A 15,468-nucleotide genomic window follows, 5' to 3' on the forward strand; every position below is an offset into this window, starting at 1 on the left:
GTATATTTCTCAAAACCCATCTACACCCAAGCGAATTGCTGGCAGTATATGAAACTAGGATATTTCAGAGAGTCTTAACTACAGAGGTGATAGCTAAATGAGCCATGATATAAATGAAAACAGTGACCTTAGTGAGTTTCGCGAATTTTCAACGTGCAGCTATGCAGATTTTCTTTCAGACGATGCGTTTATGGATTTCAGTATTAAACCCTTGTGGTCTGATATGCCACGAATGGTTGGCAGAGCATTCACTGTTCTATGTGAAGCAGGCGATAATTTAATGGTCCACGCCGCCATCTATCAAGCTCCACCTCAGTCTGTATTGGTTATTAATGCTGGTGATAGTCGATTTGCTGTGGCGGGAGGAAATGTTTGCGCTACAGCAGCTGAGCGTGAAATTTCAGGGTTTATTATCGATGGTGTTATACGAGATGTAGGTGAGATTCGCGATATGGCATTTCCCGTTTACGCGAGAGGAAATGTACCAAAGCCAGGTAAAAAAAAGAAAATGGGTGAAATGGGAGTTCCAATAAACTGCGGAGGCATTACGGTAAATAACGGCGATATTATTGTGGCTGACCAAGAAGGCATTGTTGTGATCAAACCTGAAGATTCGCAATCGATCTTAGCCAAGGTTAAGGAGAAAGTACGCAATGAAAATAACCAAACATTAAAAGAGTGGCAGAGCGAACACCAGCAAAAAATCACATCCATTTTGCAGTCACTAAACGCCAAAGGTGCCTAAAGTGCATAGCTAACGCGCATATGTCTAAACCAAAAAAGACAATAAACACAGTTAAGAACTTAGTTAACCTCAGATCTGCATAAGCGCATCTTTCTCAAGCCGAGTCACTTTAATGCTCGGCTTTTTAGGTTGGAATGAATAGGCAATGAGTCCAGCCAGTAAATTCACCATAAAACTGATACAACTCCGATGCCGTGAGTGTTCTATCTGTGAGATATTCTTCAACTGGTCAAACACCGTTTCGATGATAAACCGTTTCCTGAGCATTAAACGGTCCCAGAGCTTCATCACCTTGGGTTTCATGTTCTTTTTCACATCGGTTATCAATGTCACCCCCTTATCCGCTAACTCTTGCTCTAGCGGACCAGAGATATAGCCTTTATCTCCGTATAGGCTGCCCCAAAGGTTCTCGACCATCGCTGGGACAGGTTTTCTGTCATCCACATTGGCTGTCGTGACCTTCACTGAAATGATACCGCCTTGGTCATTTATAATGAGATGAAGTTTAAATCCGTAGAACCAGCCCATCGTCCCCTTCCCGCGTTTAGCGATCCCTTCAAATACCTGATGTCTGGGGATACGCAGGTTATGACAAACCTGTATTTTGGTTGAATCAACAAAGGCAATACCCGTTGGTTTAGCTTGACGATGAGTCAGGTAAGAGCAGAGGGGGACCAAGACACTTTGCATGAGTTTGAGCCTACGGGTGTAGCTGACCAGCGTGGGGAACTCTTTGGTAAGATACCGGCACACAAATTGGGTGTAGTAGGTTTTGAAATCACGAAAGCCAGATTGATGGAACGAGATAACAAGGGTCATCACTTCGCTGACAGAAAGGCGAGAAGGTTTGTTCCTCTGTTTGGTGCCTGAAGCAATGAGACGCTTTTCCCACGCAGGTAAGAAAGCCTGACAGAAGTCGTCGACATCGATGAAAATAGCGTCTAAATTATTCATGCCCAAGTCCTTATGCGATTGATAGTTCTCTTCAAACGATCAGATCGTGACTTGGGCATTTAGTTCATTTCTTATACGCAGCTCAGGTTAGTTAACATAATTGAACATCACTGGACTTTGGGGATTTTCAGTGTCACGTTTGTGAATTCATTCAGTTCCGATTCGATTCGTATAGAGCCGTGTAATTTCTGCATTACAAATTGCGCGATAGTTAATCCCAGCCCTGATGCGTTTTTCTTTCCGTTGTTGGTGTAGAAAGGGTCGAATACTTTGGTCAGGGTTTCTTCATCGATACCCGTGCCGTTATCTTTTATCGACAAGCGAACAAACTGATCATCGGATGAGGTCGTTACCTCAATTTTCGCATTGTTTTGGGTTCCCTTGTTATCGATTGATTCGATGGCATTCCTAAACACCAACTCTAGAACTTTCCGAACCATGTTGCGATTACCAACGACGACAAGTGATTCATCTATCTGCTTAGTCACCTCGATGCCTTCAGGGTTCAAATAGAGATCATTGTCAGAAAAAACGCTCTGAAGCTTAAACGGTGTAAGCTTCGCATCCAGCGCTTTATCAGCGAAAACTCGCAAACTAAGAAGCACGTCTTTTACACGCAATAAACCTGCTTCTGAGTCTTGAATGACAGCATGTATGTCATCAAGTACTTCATCAATGTCAGTTTCCTCATAGAAGGTCGCGACAATCTCATGCTTTTGTTCATTGTTAGGTTCAATGAACAACTGTTTATGGAGTGCCAATAGCGCCAAAATCGACTCGATATATTGCTTCAGAGGTTCAAAATTCCCGAGAGTAGAGCTGATTGGGTTATTCATTTCGTGTAACAAACCGACGGCAATACTACTGAGTGAATGCATTTTTTCTGATTGAATTTGATCTTCGTTTTCAGACTTTATGTGGTCAAGCGAATGCTGAACTTCATTATATTTGTGGCTAGAGTCAGCAATGGCATAACGCCTTTCTAGGCTAGAATTAAGCTGTAGTGCAACTTCTTCCAATATTTTTAGGTTAGAGACGGTGAGTTGAGCTAGGTGTTCGTTATCGATAATACACACTATGGTGTACCTTAATTTACCGTATGTGCAAATAGGGAAGAATAGCAGTGCGGCACCACTGAAAAGATCTTGAATCATTTGGGATGGCTCTAGATTTATGATTGGACGCTGCTTTACGTTTTCTATTGATATATTTTTTGCCAACATTACTTTTAGTGATTCATCAAGCTCGGCTAATTTCCCTTGTTTTAACCGAAATACTGAATCATTCGGTGAATCAAAAAGGAAGGCTATTTTTGCCGTACAGAATTGACCAATAACACTTACCATGTCTGCAACAAACAATGACTCATCTGAATGCTTAGTGTCAGAGCGCCCGACACGTTGCAACATATTCAATTGGTTCTGTAGATTTGATTGGTCGACATTGATTGCAGTATGCCTTTGAATGGCACGATCTAGTTGCATTCTTAGTACATTTACTGGTGTCTCCGTCAAACTGAAAAAATGATCAATGTTTGGCAAAAAAAGCTCGTGTTGCATTTCACCATCGTACACCACCCAAAGCGTAGCGGAGAGTTTATTCAAGGTTTTCCGAACGTATTGAGTTATTTCAGGAATATCATCAAAAGTATCACTTGAACAATGAAGCACGATGATATCGGGGTCAAATGAGCGAATTGAACGCATAACCTGCTTGGGATGGGCATATTCCAGCTGAATAGTCTCGTCGTGACTTAAATCATCTAGGGAATCCCTGAGCTCATCTGACAGTAATAATTTGACGGACATAAATTACCAAATTCATGGAGTTGGACTATATTTTAGAATAGTAGAGATTACGTAAATGCGCTTTGGAGAAAAAGTGATATGGCTACAATTCGGCTCCTTTATTACAGTGAAGCAACAAAAGAGATGTCTTTAGATGAATTAAAAAAGATCTTAGAGAAGGCGCGTCTTAACAATTCCGAACGAGATATTTGTGGAATGCTCTGCTACGACAATCAATTTTTCTTGCAGATTCTAGAAGGTAACAATGAAGATGTGAGTGAACTATTCATCAAGATTGGTCAAGATGTACGTCATGACAGGATAGCAATAATGTCGGTTCAACAAATTGACCGCCCAGCTTTTGAAAATTGGCAAATGGGTTACGCTGGATCGAGCCAACTTCTCCAAGACCTGCTACGTGATTTGGATCTAGATTCATTTGAACCGGATAAGCTGGCACCCAAGCAAGCCGCTGAGATTCTTTATAAACTTTCTAAGAGTCAAACCAGCTTGTAATGCATTTGTTGCACCAATTTGGCAGATCTAAATGAGTGCATACTCACCAATATAGTGCATTCATTGATTAAACCCTATCTAGGGTACTCTTCCCTAAACAGAAATATTTCTATCAGTAACAACACCTTAAAGACAACTTATCTATCTTTTTTAGCTCTGGAACGATCTTTGCGTAGCTAGGGGCTGTTGACTCTAGGTCTTTAGACGCTAGATCTTGTTCGTTTCCCAAATTTAGGGAAGAACAAAGCGAAGTGCACAGGAAGCGTGCAAAAAAATACAAAAAGGAGTAATTAAAGATGAGTAACTCAGTTGCGGATGTGCAGGGAGCCGTCCACACACTCACTCAAAGTTCAGATACCTTGTTTCTTCTACTTGGTGCCATCATGGTTTTTCTCATGCATGCTGGCTTCGCCTTTCTCGAAGTGGGGACAGTACGTAAGAAAAACCAAGTCAATGCATTGGTTAAAATTCTCGCAGATTTCGGTGTTTCTGCTATCGCGTATTTCTTTATTGGTTATTGGGTGGCTTACGGAGCGAATTTCTTTGCTGACGCAGAGACACTTTCGGCTGGCAACGGGTACGAGCTGGTTAAATTCTTTTTCTTACTTACCTTTGCAGCAGCTATTCCAGCTATCGTATCCGGTGGCATAGCGGAACGTGCGCGTTTCTATCCTGTTCTTATCGCCACCTTTTTTACTGTGGGGCTCGTTTACCCATTGTTCGAAGGGATCATCTGGAATGGAAATTACGGCTTACAAGATTGGTTTGAATCCTCATTTGGTGCGGCATTCCACGATTTCGCAGGTTCAGTTGTAGTCCATGGTGTTGGCGGGTGGATCGCGTTAGTTGCCGTCATTTTTCTGGGAATGCGTAACGGCCGTGTACGCGCTGGAAAACACACGAACTTCGCACCTTCAAACATACCATTCTTGGCATTAGGCGCGTGGATCCTTTGTGTTGGGTGGTTTGGGTTTAACGTTATGTCGGCACAAACTCTGAATGGAATCAGCGGTCTTGTGGCAATGAACTCTTTAATGGCCATGACGGGTGGTATCCTTACAGCACTTGTTGCGGGCCGAAATGACCCAGGCTTCATTCACAATGGTCCTTTAGCTGGGCTGGTGGCCGTTTGTGCAGGCTCTGATCTTATGCATCCGATTGGCGCACTTATTACTGGCGGCGTAGCGGGAGCAGTGTTTGTTTATTTGTTCACGTACTTACAAAACAAAACCAAAATAGACGATGTATTGGGTGTGTGGCCGCTTCACGGTGTTTGTGGCGCTTGGGGTGGTATTGCTGCTGGTATATTTGGTCAAAGCGCGCTAGGTGGGCTAGGGGGCGTGAGTATAACGGTTCAAGTTTTGGGTACTGTTATTGGTATCGTAGTAGCTGTCGCTGGTGCCGCTGTAGTTTATGGCGTGCTAAATCTCGTTACTGGGCTCAGGCTTTCTGGGGAAGACGAATTTAATGGTGCAGATCTGGCGATCCATAAGATCAGCTCTACTAGCGAAGACTAAACCCCATATTCACTTCATGATACTGCGGTATCAATCTTTAGAAGAGCGACTTGAGTCGCTCTTTTTACGACTATGGTCTACCGCTAATCCCTTTCTACTACTGTGTCTTTAGTGCTAATGTTAACAACAGATAAATACAAGGATGCATGTCGTATGAACTTCCCCTATAGAAACATTGTTATTCTCACTGGAGCCGGAATATCCGCTGAGTCGGGCATTCAAACGTTTCGAGCGCAAGATGGTTTGTGGGAAAACCATAAAATTGAAGACGTCGCTACACCAGAAGGCTTTCAACGTGATCCTGAGCTAGTACAGGATTTTTATAACCAAAGACGCCGGAAGCTACAGGATCCGTCCATTGCACCTAACGCAGCACACCAAGCGTTAGGAAAGCTTGAAGAATTATTGGATGGAAAAGTCACCGTAATTACCCAAAACATCGATAACCTCCACGAACGCGGGGGAACGAAAAATATCATTCACATGCATGGTGAGTTGCTTAAAGCACGCTGCAGCGAGTCTAACCAAGTTGTAGACTGCTCAGGCGATATATTGGCGGGTGACCTTTGCCATTGCTGCCAAATGCCTTCACAAGTGCGCCCTCATATTGTTTGGTTTGGTGAAATGCCGTTGAGAATGGGTGAAATCTACGCAGCATTAGAAGAGGCCGATTTGTTTATTTCTATTGGCACTTCGGGTGTGGTTTATCCAGCCGCTGGGTTTGTGCATGATGCGAGAATGCATGGCGCGCATACTATCGAAATTAACTTAGAGCCGAGTGCGGTAGAAAGTGAATTCGAAGAAAAGCGCTACGGAAAAGCGAGCATTGAGGTGCCTAAGTTGGTAGAAGAACTGTTGAGCACTCCAGATGCAATGAGAGCTCAGGCTTAAGGTTTTGTTTATTAAGGCATCGTTATTCATATAGCGAGAACTAAAAAAGCGGGACAATGCCCGCTTTTGCTTTTTTATGTGATGTTACTTAAACCCAAATTCAGGTAACTACATATTTACTTTCAGCTTTTGGAAGTACTCTTCGTAAAGCGTGCTCGCTTCACCAACTTCATCTTGCCATTCGCCTTTTTCCATCACTTCTTGAGGTGGGAAAATACTTGGATCATTTGCAAATTCTTCAGGCAATAATGGATACGCTGTTTTCACTGGAGTAGGGTAACCAATCTCGACCGCGATTTTCGCAGCATTCTCTGGACGAAGAAGGAAATCGATCATCTTATGAGCGGCTTCAATGTTCTTAGCGCCAGAAGGAATAGATAGGCTGTCCATCCAGAAGATGGTGCCTTTTTCTGGCCAAACAATATCAATTGTCGCGCCTTCTTGGCGTGCTAAGTATGCTGAACCATTCCAAAGCATGCCTAATGAGGTTTCACCTGCTAGATAAGGGTTAGCAGGGAAGTCTGAATTGAATACCAACACGTTTGGCATCAGTTTTTTCAGTTCTTCATAGGCGGCTTTGATTTCGTCTGGGTTTGTCGTGTTGGCGGAGTAACCCAATTTGGTAAGGGCGATATGGAACACTTCACGGGAGTCGTCCATCATCATCAACTGGCCTTCCCATTTCGGGTCCCAGAAATCTGCCCAGTTTTTGAATCTCGATTTGTCTAGCATATCGGAATTGACGCCGATACCTGTCGCGCCCCAAATATAAGGAATAGAGTAGTCGTTGCTTGGGTCAAAAGATTTATCTAGGTAGTTAGTATCGAGGTCTGCGAAGTGGGAAAGCTTCTGTTTATCGATTTTTTGCAGCATTTTCTCTTTACGCATTTTTGAAACAAAATACGTTGAAGGCACAACCAAGTCGTAGCCAGCACCCTGGGTTTTTAACTTAGCGTACATGCTCTCGTTAGACTCGTAGGTAGAGTAGATAACTTTGATGCCGGTTTCTTTGGTAAAGTCGTCTAATACTTCACTTGGAATGTATTCGGACCAGTTGTAGAAGTATAGTTCTTCATCTGCAGCAAAAGCGTTAATAGAAAAGATGGATGCAACACTGATAAGACCAGCAAACAGTCTAGAGCAATTTTTCATTTTTTCCCTTTATCTGTTAGTGGGAGAGTTTATTTCCAGCTCAACTTATTTGATCTGGATCTCACTCTCAGAGTTAAGTGGCAGAATTGTACTCCAGTTTTTAACGAATGAAAAAGGGCAATCGAAATTGCCCTTACAAATCGTATTCAAACGATATTTTATTGACCGGCTTTCAGCTTCATAAAGTACTCCTCATACCTCACTGTCTTGTCGCCAACCGCAGCTTGCCATTCCACGCGATCCAAGTCTTCTTGAGACGGGAAGAGTGGCGAGACATCTTTAAACTTCTCGTTGGATTCCTTCACTGCCGTTAAGTAACCCGCGTTCTTTGAAATTTGCTCTGCGATTTCAGGGCGAAGTAGAAAATCGATCATCTTATGCGCAGCATCGACATTTGTTGCCCCTGAAGAGATTGCAAAGTTATCCACCCAACCAATGCCTCCTTCTTTTGGGAACACCAATTCCAACGGCAATCCTTCTGCTTGTGCAGCCGCCGCGGATCCATTCCAAAGCATTCCAACACCAACATCCCCTAAAAGGTAAGGGGAAGCTGGGTTATCCGAGTTAAACACCAACACATTTGGCATGAGCTTCTGCAGCTCTGCATACGCTTCATCAATCTGTTTTTCATCGGTAGTGTTACCGGAATAGCCCAATTTTCGTAACGCGATGTGGAACACTTCACGAGTGTCATCCATCAGCATCAACTGACCTTCAAGGTCTGAGTTCCACAAATCACCCCAACTGGTGAACTGGCTTGCATCGTACATATCCGTATTCACGGCTAGGCCCGTAATCGCAACAACATGAGGAATAGAGTATTCGTTGTTTGGATCGTACGGTTTGTTTAGATAATTGGTATCAAGCTTAGTGAAATTAGACAATTTCGACTTATCGATTTTTTGCAACATACCTTCGTCTCGCATCTTAGAAACGAAGTAGGTTGAAGGCACGACCAAATCATAACCTTTATTGTGTGTTTTCAGCTTGGCATACAAAGTTTCGTTTGACTCATACGTTGAGTAAATCACCTTGATACCCGTTTCATCGGTAAACTGCTTTAAGAGATCGCTAGAAATGTACGGCCCCCAGTTCATGAATACCAATTCATCATTTTCGTTCGCTTGTACTGACTGAGTCAGCAAGGAAAGCGCACATGCACTACCAGCTAAAAAAGTAGCCCATTTTTTCATTAACGTTAGCTCCAAACTAATCGAGATAAGAAAACAGCGCAGTCCTATACTGCGCTGTCGAATAAATACAAACTGGTGTTATCACACTCATTTACTTTACTTTTTCTCTTGCTAGCAATTGTGAAATCACAACCAATACAAGAGAGACCACCAACATCACAGTTGCCAATGCATTCACCTCTGGCGAAATGCCGACTTTCACCATTGAGTAAATCTTCAATGGCAGGATTTCATAAGTCGGTCCAGTAACAAATGAGCTGATGATGACGTCATCCAATGACAGGGTAAAACTAAGCAACCAACCCGCTGCAACTGCCGGTTTGGCTAGGGGCAATATGATCTGCTTCAATATAACCCATTCACTTGCTCCCAAATCTTTTGCAGCTTCGAGCATCTTCACATCGAATCCATTGAGGCGTGAATACACCGTCACCACCACAAATGGTAAACAGAAGGTAATATGAGCAAAGAAGAGGGTAAAGAAGCCCAATTGCACGCCCAAAACCAAAAACAGTGCTAGTAAAGAAATGGCCATCACAATATCTGGCGACATCATTACGATGAACAACAAGCCATTCACCATGCCTTTCCCTTTAAACCGATAACGAAAAAGGGCAACAGCCGTCAGGCTGCCAATGATAGTGGCTGCGGTTGCTGAAAATACGGCAACGTTTAATGAGTGCCACGCTGCTTGCATTAAGCTGTCGTTGTTTACAAGTGCCTCATACCATTTGGTTGTGAATCCACCCCATTTCATGCCAAATTTGCTGGCATTGAAGGAGTTGACGATCAACACAATGATTGGCAAGTATAAAAACGCGTACACTAACGCCATAAAGCTAAACTTAATCGACTTGCCCATTAGCTTAGCTCCACTTTTTTGTTTAACAATTTCCCAGCCCTATAGTAGGCGTATAACATGATCGCCATAGCAACAGTGAGCGCGATGCTGGTTGCAGCACCAAATGGCCAATCACGAGCATTCAGTACCTGGCTCTTAATGACATTACCGATCAGCAAGTTTTTTGCGCCTCCCAGTAAGTCTGAAATGTAGAACATGCCAAGCGCTGGTAATAACACCAACAAACAACCGCCAATGATGCCCGGCATCGTTAGTGGCAATACCACTTTGAGCAAAGTTTGTAGTTTGTTTGCACCAAGATCTTTTGCCGCTTCCAAGTAGGTGTCGTCCAATTTTTCAATGGCTGAATACAAAGGCAAAATCATAAATGGAAGCAAGATGTACACTAATCCAATCATCACGGCTGACTCGCTGTACATTATCCGAATGGGCTTATCGATAATATCCAACGCCAACAAGCTCTTATTTAAGATGCCTTGCGTACCCAACACAATTTTCAAACCGTAAGTGCGAATCAGTGAGTTTGTCCAGAATGGTACAATCACCAAAAACAGCATAAACGGACGCCATTTCTCGGGCATTTTTGCCACGATGTAAGCAAACGGGTATCCAATCACCAAGCACAGTAATGTGGCGACAATCGCCATATAGAACGAGTGCCACAATACTTTAAAGTAGAGTGGGTCCGCTAAACGGGCATAGTTATCAAGCGTAAATGTCATCTCAATAAGGTTTGCTTCGTCACGCGTTAAAAAGCTGGTTCCGATGATCATTACGTTTGGAATCAGCACAAAAATGACCAACCACCCGACAATCAGACCGATGATCATTTTTTGTAGATTAAAAGCGCTATGCCATTTCAGTGAGTTTTGAAAATTAAACGTCTTGTTCATCTGCCAGTACCACTTCCCAGCTTTCAACCCAAGTTACGGCGACTTTTTGACCCAATGAATGATCAACATCTGGATCATCTTCATTGAAGAATTCGCTTACCATCACACGCATGCCCGATTCCAGTTCAACAACCGAATCCAATGTCATACCTTTATAGGTACGGTCGGTCACATGGCCAACAATACCCTTGGTTTCATTTTCTTTAATCTCTTCCAGTCTTAAGTCTTCAGGGCGAAGCAGTACTTGAAGCTTATCGCCTGTTGCTACTGCCTCATCGTAGTAAACAATGGACTCAACACCTTCTATTGTCGCTTTGATGCGTTTGCTATCGATACGCTCAATGACTTCTGCATCAAACACATTGATCTCGCCTATAAACTTGGCAACGAACAGGTTTTTCGGCTCTTCGTATATCTCACGTGGTGAGCCGTCTTGTTCAATCTTTCCATCTTTCATCACGATGATTCGGTCAGACATAGACAGCGCTTCTTCTTGGTCGTGAGTAACAAAGACAAATGTAATACCCAATTGACGCTGAAGCTGCTTTAACTCAACCTGCATTTGCTTACGCAGTTTGTAATCCAATGCAGACAAAGACTCATCCAGTAGCAGCACTTTCGGCTTGTTTACTACTGCACGTGCAATCGCGATACGTTGTTGCTGTCCACCAGAAAGCTGGTGAGGTTTGCGTGCAGCCATATGATCCAAGCGAACCATTTTTAATGCTTCGATAACTCTTGGTTCAATATCTGAAGCCGGCACTTTCTGCATACGCAACCCAAAGGCAACGTTGTCGAATACCGTCATGTGAGGGAACAGGGCATAACTTTGAAAAACCGTATTTACGTGCCGCTGCTCGGCAGGGACTGCCGTGACGTCCACATCATCTATTTGGATACTTCCTTGGTCACAGGTTTCAAAACCTGCAATCATCCTCAGAACCGTTGTTTTACCACAGCCAGAGGGACCTAAAATGGTCAGGAATTCACCGTGATTCACGTTTAAGTTGAATCCATCAATGATTTTTTTACCATCGAAGCTTTTTTCAATGGACGCTAGCTGAACAACATGATTTGGCTTTTTCAATGTCTGTATTTCTCCTAATAAAAGCCAGTACTGGCACGACCAGAACGTTGGTAGAGTAGGGAGCGCATAATATGCCTCTATGTGAGGTTCTCAAAGTATTTTCTTACAAAAAACTAAAATTTTTTTGGCATTAAAATTAGCCATTTCTCACACAACGATTTGTACGCTTTTCACACAGATTTCCAAACGCATAAAAACTGGAGTTTCATAGCCAAAATCTACGCTTTACCTAAAACGTGAACGCTGGTCGATCGACTAGCTAATTGCTTGCTGCCGCGCATAGATTCACAGAGGTTATAGCTGGAATTTTCATGATTTGATGGAATCTGAATAAAAGAATGAATAAGAAAGTGCAATTATTAGGCAATTGATTCTAAAATTAAACAGATGTTGCAATCTTGCTTTTAAGACGGAGCAACTCCCACGTATAATCGCCGTATTTTTCAACGCTCACCATAGAGTGGGCGATATGAATACTGAGAACGTTATTTGGTCACACTTTTGACCCGGAAGTACATATGAATAATGAAATAGTAAAAGATTTCAACTTAGGAGGGAGCATAGAACAGGCTCTTTCCGGACAATACGAACTTAAACCAGGCGAAGTGATTCAAGAAGCTTGGAAGTATACGATGAAAAACTTCTTTTCATTTTCCCCCGCGATAGTTGCTTTGATTGCGATACAAGCCGTAATATTCTTTGTTGCTTTAAAAATGCAACTTGGCGACCCGACCGTGTTGCTCACTTTAGTACAAAACCCACAAGAGGCTGACCCACAAATATTTCAGTCAATCTTTTATGCCAATTTCAGCTACGAGTTAATCAGCGCACCGCTATATGCTGGCATCAGTTTGATGGCCATGAGCCACTCGGCCGGTTTACGCACGAAGTCTCGTCATATGGCGAAAGGGCTTCAGTACACAATCCCTGTCATTCTCGCAACGGCGTTCAGTATTCTGTTGCAAGGAATTGCGGGGCAGCTGCTCCCATTTCTATCAATCTATCTCACCATAGCATTTAGCCATTCTATTTTGCTTATCTGTGAGAAGCGTATTCCTCCAATGCAATCTTTGCTGTTGTCTTTTAGAGCAGTAAATAAAAAAATATTCCCAATCTTTGGTATTTACCTAGTAGTTGGCTTGATGTTCTTTATTGCAACCATGCTTTACGGAATCGGATTGATTTTTGTCGTACCTTTCTTCTTCCATGTGAAAGGCATTCTGTATCGCAACATGTTCGGCATCCAACTTAAAATTGTTGCTTCAGACATTCCATCTAAACCTCAACAAGGTTCGAATAACTCCGGTACATTTGATGCTTAAACCCCTTTTAAAAATTGGCGCTGCTGCGTTTTTCGCCGCAGCGTTTTTGTTTCCATTTTTGGAAAAAGAACCCCAAACCGAGCCTACCGAAAAGGTGGTTTCTAAGCCTTTGCCAAGCGTGGGTAAGAAGCCTGATTTCGCCTCGATAACAAACGTGAATGAAAAGAAATCGTCATTCTTTGGTTTTCTAAACCCTGCGATTGCGATAGAGAACCACCGCGTATTACAAGAACGCCAGTTTTTGCTTTCGATGAAACCCAAAGGCAGTGATTCTCGCAATACAGAAAAACACCTGCAAAGCGCGGAGAAATTAGCGAAAGCCTATCAGTACGCAATACCTTATGAAGGTATTACCGAAGATTGGCTCAACACAATGTTGTTGCGGGTAAACGTTCTTCCTCCTAGCCTCGTGTTGACACAAGCAGCGAACGAATCCGCTTGGGGAACGTCTCGCTTCGCAACCAAAGCGAACAACTTTTTTGGTCAATGGTGCTACAGAAAGGGCTGTGGTCTTGTACCACTAAGAAGAAATGAAGGTGCTACCCATGAAGTAGCAAAATTTGGCTCAGCACAAGATTCAGTTTCTGCTTATTTTATGAATGTAAATCGCAATCGAGCGTATGCAGAACTTCGCACCATTCGTTCACAACTTGAACAATCTGGACAAGACCTACAAAGTGAGAAGACGGCACTCGCATTGACACAAGGATTAAGTCACTATTCTGAGCGTGGTCAAGCGTATGTTGATGAATTACAAGCTATGATCCGCCACAACAATAAATATTGGACTGAGTTCGGAATTCAATAATGAAAATTACCCCTCTAATTGCTTTCGCTGTTTCGCTAGGCTTGGCACTACCACTTCAAGCTCAAGAATACATGTTTACCTATTCGAAGTTGTACTCTCAAATGAAGAGCAACGCGAGTGAAGGGCACGACGATGTAAAAGTCGGTCTGTTCTTTGTAGACGCAGATTCTAAAAAGCTTTGCCTACTCGAAAAAGCATGGATGGAAAAAGAAGAACATTACGAAGAGTTTGATACCTCAGGCTACGAGCTGAAAGTGCCCATTGATCAGAATTTGAAATCGGCGAACCCTTTGGTGTTTGTGCGTACTGAAAAAGACAAAAGATGTGATTTCTCTTTGGTTGTCATGGCAAAAGAGCAGCTAAGTGGATCAGTAAAATACGAAGATATTGAAAAGCTACTGCCTCAAATGCAGGTGATGCTAGAAGACTTGGGCGGCATGTTTGCGAGTTGGTTCACTCCAGATGTGGAAGGCGTTACGCTGGAATTTGCCGATAGCCTGAATAGTGAAATTACGCTTCCAAATGGAAAGTCGGTCGAGATTGTTAATGGCAGAGCATACTTTGCGCTAAACAACCTCAAGAAAGGCGAGAGCTTTACTTTGCCAGCACAAACCACAAGAGTCCTACCTTACCTTCCTAAAGCAGACTAGATTTAATACCCCGTGATCCACTCCAGCTTACGAGTTGGAGTGGAATCTTTGTCCTACAAGGCTTTGCTTCCTAAATGCTGCTGGCGAGATTCCTTCCTGTTTTTGAAAGGCATCATAAAACGCGGAAAGTGACCCAAATCCGCTGTCTAATGCTATTGCTACAATTTTTGTATCTGATTCCGCTAACAACATTTTAGCGTGATACATTCTGAGATCGGTAAGGTGTTCTTTAATGGTTTTTCCCAGTAGTTTGCGAAACAAAGTCATTGCGTAACCCTTAGACACCCCAATATCTTGTGCGACGTCTTGCAAACCTATGGGTGATGAAAAATGCTCACTGATAAAGCGCAACATAGATTCGAAATGAAGAATAGCTTTGCCTCCAACAATGGTTTCACTGTCGGATTTGTTACGATGTAACATCGTATTCCACCCTTCATTAGCAAGTCGCAGTAAACGAGACTCGACTTCCAGCCCGTGTAGCCTACGCCAATTCGCATTTCGATTTTGTTCTTCTGCCCAGCGCTCCACTATCTGATGATCGAGCAGGTTGGATTCTTGTGTACACACCACAGCACCGCTTAACACCGCGTCTATAAACTCCGGAGGCAATGACCATTGCAATAATTGCGACAGTGATATGTACACGTTTGTTATTCGAGTTGCGCCATCAACGGATACAACTCGATGAGGGTTTGCTCCCCAAAACAGAGTAAAACACCCACTTTTTAATTTGACCTCTCTTCCTGAAAAGGAGTAGATCATCGACCCATCGTGCAAATAGTTCATTTCAATAGAGGCGTGGTGGTGATAATAAGATGCCTCAAATGCACGAGGTTTTATGTCTTCAACTACTATTCCACAATCTTTCGGATACTCAGGATCTTCCACTCGATAAGTACTGGAATATTCGTGAGAAGGGATCGACTGTTTCATCACACAAAACCTCTTAAGCTGGGAATCAATAATCTTCGTTCTAGCACTGTGCTATTAATCTATCTTGTCAGCAAGACGAAAGTTACTTTCAGGAAGTTTTATTTGTATTTTAGGAAGTATCTACGAATTTGATAACCAATAATCAATGTATACCA

General features: G+C 42.9%; 15 protein-coding genes. 7 read left to right on the forward strand and 8 right to left on the reverse strand.

Annotated features, from left to right (window positions below; translation table 11 throughout):
* Nucleotides 1-97: 97 nt before the first annotated feature.
* The gene (locus VPNCDNU1_RS07285; RefSeq protein WP_104399762.1) at nucleotides 98-745 is read left to right on the forward strand and encodes an RraA family protein; all 648 of its coding nucleotides are present in this window, start codon (nucleotides 98-100) and stop codon (nucleotides 743-745) included.
* A gap of 69 nt (nucleotides 746-814) precedes the next feature.
* Here the strand turns inward: VPNCDNU1_RS07285 and VPNCDNU1_RS07290 are convergent, their stop codons facing one another.
* Together VPNCDNU1_RS07290 and VPNCDNU1_RS07295 are read right to left on the reverse strand one after the other, a co-directional pair.
* Nucleotides 815-1,699, reverse strand: coding sequence for an IS982 family transposase (locus tag VPNCDNU1_RS07290; protein WP_104399763.1), 885 nt, complete (start codon nucleotides 1,697-1,699; stop codon nucleotides 815-817).
* A 107-nt stretch (nucleotides 1,700-1,806) separates the two neighbouring features.
* Nucleotides 1,807-3,507, reverse strand: coding sequence for a sensor histidine kinase (locus VPNCDNU1_RS07295; protein WP_104399764.1), 1,701 nt, complete (start codon nucleotides 3,505-3,507; stop codon nucleotides 1,807-1,809).
* Between the two features lie 78 nt (nucleotides 3,508-3,585).
* Between VPNCDNU1_RS07295 and VPNCDNU1_RS07300 the strand changes: the two genes are divergently transcribed.
* The 3 genes from VPNCDNU1_RS07300 to cobB all read left to right on the forward strand — a co-directional run bounded on the left by VPNCDNU1_RS07300 (nucleotide 3,586) and on the right by cobB (nucleotide 6,410).
* Nucleotides 3,586-4,002, forward strand: a complete 417-nt coding sequence (locus tag VPNCDNU1_RS07300) for a BLUF domain-containing protein (protein ID WP_104399765.1) — start codon at nucleotides 3,586-3,588, stop codon at nucleotides 4,000-4,002.
* A 296-nt stretch (nucleotides 4,003-4,298) separates the two neighbouring features.
* On the forward strand, nucleotides 4,299-5,519 hold the full coding sequence (locus tag VPNCDNU1_RS07305; protein WP_104399766.1) for an ammonium transporter: 1,221 nt from the start codon (nucleotides 4,299-4,301) through the stop codon (nucleotides 5,517-5,519).
* Nucleotides 5,520-5,672: 153 nt separating this feature from the next.
* Nucleotides 5,673-6,410, forward strand: coding sequence for a Sir2 family NAD+-dependent deacetylase (gene cobB / locus VPNCDNU1_RS07310; RefSeq protein WP_104399767.1), 738 nt, complete (start codon nucleotides 5,673-5,675; stop codon nucleotides 6,408-6,410).
* Between the two features lie 108 nt (nucleotides 6,411-6,518).
* Here the strand turns inward: cobB and VPNCDNU1_RS07315 are convergent, their stop codons facing one another.
* The 5 genes from VPNCDNU1_RS07315 to potA form a co-directional block, all read right to left on the reverse strand.
* Nucleotides 6,519-7,562: an extracellular solute-binding protein gene (locus tag VPNCDNU1_RS07315; RefSeq protein ID WP_104399768.1), complete on the reverse strand. Its 1,044-nt coding sequence runs from the start codon at nucleotides 7,560-7,562 to the stop codon at nucleotides 6,519-6,521.
* A 158-nt stretch (nucleotides 7,563-7,720) separates the two neighbouring features.
* On the reverse strand, nucleotides 7,721-8,755 hold the full coding sequence (locus VPNCDNU1_RS07320) for an extracellular solute-binding protein (protein WP_104399769.1): 1,035 nt from the start codon (nucleotides 8,753-8,755) through the stop codon (nucleotides 7,721-7,723).
* Nucleotides 8,756-8,846: 91 nt separating this feature from the next.
* Nucleotides 8,847-9,617 carry a spermidine/putrescine ABC transporter permease PotC gene (potC, locus tag VPNCDNU1_RS07325; RefSeq protein ID WP_101113838.1) on the reverse strand — a complete coding sequence of 257 codons (771 nt, stop codon included), beginning with the start codon at nucleotides 9,615-9,617 and terminating at the stop codon, nucleotides 8,847-8,849.
* Nucleotides 9,617-10,510: a spermidine/putrescine ABC transporter permease PotB gene (gene potB, locus VPNCDNU1_RS07330; RefSeq protein WP_104399770.1), complete on the reverse strand. Its 894-nt coding sequence runs from the start codon at nucleotides 10,508-10,510 to the stop codon at nucleotides 9,617-9,619. The genes potC and potB overlap by 1 nt, the downstream gene beginning before the upstream one ends.
* A complete protein-coding gene (potA, locus tag VPNCDNU1_RS07335; RefSeq protein WP_174715131.1) occupies nucleotides 10,494-11,597 on the reverse strand; it encodes a spermidine/putrescine ABC transporter ATP-binding protein PotA in 1,104 nt (367 codons plus the stop codon). The genes potB and potA overlap by 17 nt, the downstream gene beginning before the upstream one ends.
* A 518-nt stretch (nucleotides 11,598-12,115) precedes the next feature.
* Between potA and VPNCDNU1_RS07340 the strand changes: the two genes are divergently transcribed.
* Genes VPNCDNU1_RS07340 through VPNCDNU1_RS07350 form a run of 3 tightly spaced genes read left to right on the forward strand, consistent with a single transcriptional unit; the run spans nucleotide 12,116 to nucleotide 14,377 of the window.
* Nucleotides 12,116-12,919: a hypothetical protein gene (locus VPNCDNU1_RS07340; protein WP_104399772.1), complete on the forward strand. Its 804-nt coding sequence runs from the start codon at nucleotides 12,116-12,118 to the stop codon at nucleotides 12,917-12,919.
* Complete coding sequence (locus VPNCDNU1_RS07345) at nucleotides 12,912-13,727, forward strand: glucosaminidase domain-containing protein (RefSeq protein ID WP_104399773.1); 816 nt, start codon at nucleotides 12,912-12,914, stop codon at nucleotides 13,725-13,727. Before VPNCDNU1_RS07340 ends, VPNCDNU1_RS07345 begins: the two co-directional genes overlap by 8 nt.
* Nucleotides 13,724-14,377 carry a DUF2987 domain-containing protein gene (locus VPNCDNU1_RS07350; RefSeq protein ID WP_167404749.1) on the forward strand — a complete coding sequence of 218 codons (654 nt, stop codon included), beginning with the start codon at nucleotides 13,724-13,726 and terminating at the stop codon, nucleotides 14,375-14,377. Before VPNCDNU1_RS07345 ends, VPNCDNU1_RS07350 begins: the two co-directional genes overlap by 4 nt.
* Nucleotides 14,378-14,404: 27 nt before the next feature.
* Here VPNCDNU1_RS07350 and VPNCDNU1_RS07355 read toward each other — a convergent pair whose 3' ends face one another.
* Entirely contained in the window at nucleotides 14,405-15,313 is a 909-nt protein-coding gene (locus tag VPNCDNU1_RS07355; protein WP_201797115.1) for a helix-turn-helix domain-containing protein, read from the reverse strand.
* Nucleotides 15,314-15,468: the final 155 nt, after the last annotated feature.

Source organism: Vibrio penaeicida (assembly GCF_002933855.1).
In the GTDB taxonomy this organism is placed as follows: domain Bacteria; phylum Pseudomonadota; class Gammaproteobacteria; order Enterobacterales; family Vibrionaceae; genus Vibrio; species Vibrio penaeicida_A.

Coding starts and splice junctions, on each gene's coding strand:
- VPNCDNU1_RS07285 (WP_104399762.1), top strand. CDS start 98: ATGAGCCATGATATAAATGAAAACAGTGACCTTAGTGAGTTTCGCGAA.
- VPNCDNU1_RS07290 (WP_104399763.1), bottom strand. CDS start 1,699: ATGAATAATTTAGACGCTATTTTCATCGATGTCGACGACTTCTGTCAG.
- VPNCDNU1_RS07295 (WP_104399764.1), bottom strand. CDS start 3,507: ATGTCCGTCAAATTATTACTGTCAGATGAGCTCAGGGATTCCCTAGAT.
- VPNCDNU1_RS07300 (WP_104399765.1), top strand. CDS start 3,586: ATGGCTACAATTCGGCTCCTTTATTACAGTGAAGCAACAAAAGAGATG.
- VPNCDNU1_RS07305 (WP_104399766.1), top strand. CDS start 4,299: ATGAGTAACTCAGTTGCGGATGTGCAGGGAGCCGTCCACACACTCACT.
- cobB (WP_104399767.1), top strand. CDS start 5,673: ATGAACTTCCCCTATAGAAACATTGTTATTCTCACTGGAGCCGGAATA.
- VPNCDNU1_RS07315 (WP_104399768.1), bottom strand. CDS start 7,562: ATGAAAAATTGCTCTAGACTGTTTGCTGGTCTTATCAGTGTTGCATCC.
- VPNCDNU1_RS07320 (WP_104399769.1), bottom strand. CDS start 8,755: ATGAAAAAATGGGCTACTTTTTTAGCTGGTAGTGCATGTGCGCTTTCC.
- potC (WP_101113838.1), bottom strand. CDS start 9,617: ATGGGCAAGTCGATTAAGTTTAGCTTTATGGCGTTAGTGTACGCGTTT.
- potB (WP_104399770.1), bottom strand. CDS start 10,510: ATGAACAAGACGTTTAATTTTCAAAACTCACTGAAATGGCATAGCGCT.
- VPNCDNU1_RS07340 (WP_104399772.1), top strand. CDS start 12,116: ATGAATAATGAAATAGTAAAAGATTTCAACTTAGGAGGGAGCATAGAA.
- VPNCDNU1_RS07345 (WP_104399773.1), top strand. CDS start 12,912: ATGCTTAAACCCCTTTTAAAAATTGGCGCTGCTGCGTTTTTCGCCGCA.
- VPNCDNU1_RS07355 (WP_201797115.1), bottom strand. CDS start 15,313: ATGAAACAGTCGATCCCTTCTCACGAATATTCCAGTACTTATCGAGTG.